Source organism: Herbaspirillum sp. B65, from assembly GCF_000333555.1.
In the GTDB taxonomy this organism is placed as follows: domain Bacteria; phylum Pseudomonadota; class Gammaproteobacteria; order Burkholderiales; family Burkholderiaceae_D; genus Herbaspirillum; species Herbaspirillum rubrisubalbicans.
The window spans coordinates 1-1,888 of sequence record NZ_BADI01000565.1 but is presented as its reverse complement, the minus strand read 5'-3'; the positions used below and the strand labels follow the sequence as shown (position 1 = coordinate 1,888).

The window sequence follows — 1,888 nt, the reverse complement described above, 5'->3', positions numbered from 1 at the left end:
GAAAAACAGATCTATGAATTCTATGGTCGCGTCTCCGACGCCATCGACATCCCCATCATGATCCAGGATGCCCCGGTGGGCGGCACCCCGCTGTCGGCGCCCTTCCTGGCGCGCATGGCCAAGGAAATCGAGAACGTCTCCTACTTCAAGATCGAAACCGCAGGTGCCGCCTCCAAGCTGCGCGAGCTGATCGAACTGGGCGGTGAGGCCGTGGTCGGCCCCTGGGATGGAGAAGAAGCCATCACCCTGATCCCCGACCTGGACGGCGGCGCCACCGGCGCCATGACCGGTGGCGGCTATCCGGACGGCATCCGCAAGATCGTCGACGCCTACTTCGCCGGCGATACCGAAAAGGCTGCCGAGCTCTACATGCAATGGCTGCCGCTGATCAACTACGAAAACCGCCAGTGCGGCCTGTCGGCCTGCAAGGCGCTCATGCTCGCCGGCGGCGTGATCAAGTCCGACATGCTGCGCCATCCGCAGGCGCCGCTGCACCCCAAGGTGCGCGAGGGCCTGCTGCGCGTGGCGCGCCGTCTGGATCCGATGGTGCTGAGCTGGGGCAAGTAAGCACTCTGATCTCAGAGTTCTGATCTCTGAACTCTGATCTCTGAACTCTGACAAGTGCTGAGAGACACTGAGACCATGAACAACGGGAGCCAAGGCTCCCGTTGTTCATGGTGCACTCGCGCTCTCATCGCTGCGACCTAGCAGGCCTGGATCGCCTCGGTGAAGCAGTACCCCACGCCGTGCACGGTGCGCAGCGGCAGGTCGTACATGGTACTGTCGCGCCACTTGCGACGCAGCCGGCTGACGGTCTTTTCCAGCACGCGCTCATCGAAGCTGACCCATTCCACCCCAAAGGCATGGGCAATGGCGCATCGATCCGCGGCGTGCCGACTGCTGTTGGCCAATACCTTCAACAGCGCCACCTCGCGGGAATTGATTTCCACCGCATCATGCTGGGGGGCACGCAAGGTCCGCGCGGCAGTGTCGAGCCGCCACGCCTCCGGCGCCACCCGCCGCAGCATCACCTCGATATAGGCATTGATCAGTTCCAACTTCTCCGGCAGGGCTTCGCAGAAATCTGCCCCGTGATCCAAGCCGGAGATGCGCGTAGTCGCACTCTCCTGGGCCGACGCCAGCAGCAGGATGCCCATGCGCACATTGGCGTTGCGCAACTGCTGCGTGAGCGCATAACCCGCACCGCTCGCTCGCCCCACGTTGACGATGGCGATATCCCCCAGTTGCGTGGGCATCATCAATTCTTCTTCGTCAGCCATGATGCGGCTGACCTTGTGTCCCTGCGTTTCCAGGAAGCTGCACACGGTACTATTGCGATAACTTCTCAAGATGTCTTCGATCAACAATATGCTGGCCATCCAGCCCTCCCCTGTTCCATTTCCCATGACATGCCGGCCCCCCCAACCCATGGCGCCGACGCTTGAACCGAACCTTGTCATGCCGCCGATGCTCTGCTTCTGTCGATGCCAACGGCGTGACGGAGAAGAAATTTAGCCCAGGAAATTGCGTTTTTTTCGGTTCGGGTTTTGAGACTCAGGCGCATCTTTCTGATATGAGGAAAAATATTTACACGCGCTGAGGAACGGGCCCTGGTGAAGACATCTTCATCAGGTCTGCCGCCTTGGATTTTCACGGCAAAGTACTTACCAGTGATCGGGAAATGACATCAGCTACCCGCTATCTCCTCTCACTTTAATTGCATCCTCCGCGCATCGTCCTCGAATTTTTTTCAGCATTTCTTCGATGAAGTTTTGCTGTTTAATCATATAGTTTTGATGACGGGAAAAATATTTTCCACACGGCCATTTTCGCTTCGTCTCTTGGAATTTTCGCGGTAAGTTCCGCTGATTCACGATGAGGCACACAT

The 1,888-nt window shown here is 58.5% G+C and carries 2 protein-coding genes; one reads left to right on the top strand and one right to left on the bottom strand.

Annotated elements, in window-relative coordinates:
- A partial coding sequence (locus I5W_RS13750; protein WP_044529647.1) for a dihydrodipicolinate synthase family protein occupies positions 1-567 on the top strand: 567 nt, incomplete at its 5' end.
- 137 nt (positions 568-704) lie between these two features.
- Here the strand turns inward: I5W_RS13750 and I5W_RS13745 are convergent.
- The gene (locus I5W_RS13745) at positions 705-1,379 is read right to left on the bottom strand and encodes a response regulator transcription factor (protein ID WP_044529646.1); all 675 of its coding nucleotides are present in this window, start codon (positions 1,377-1,379) and stop codon (positions 705-707) included.
- Positions 1,380-1,888 lie beyond the last annotated feature (509 nt).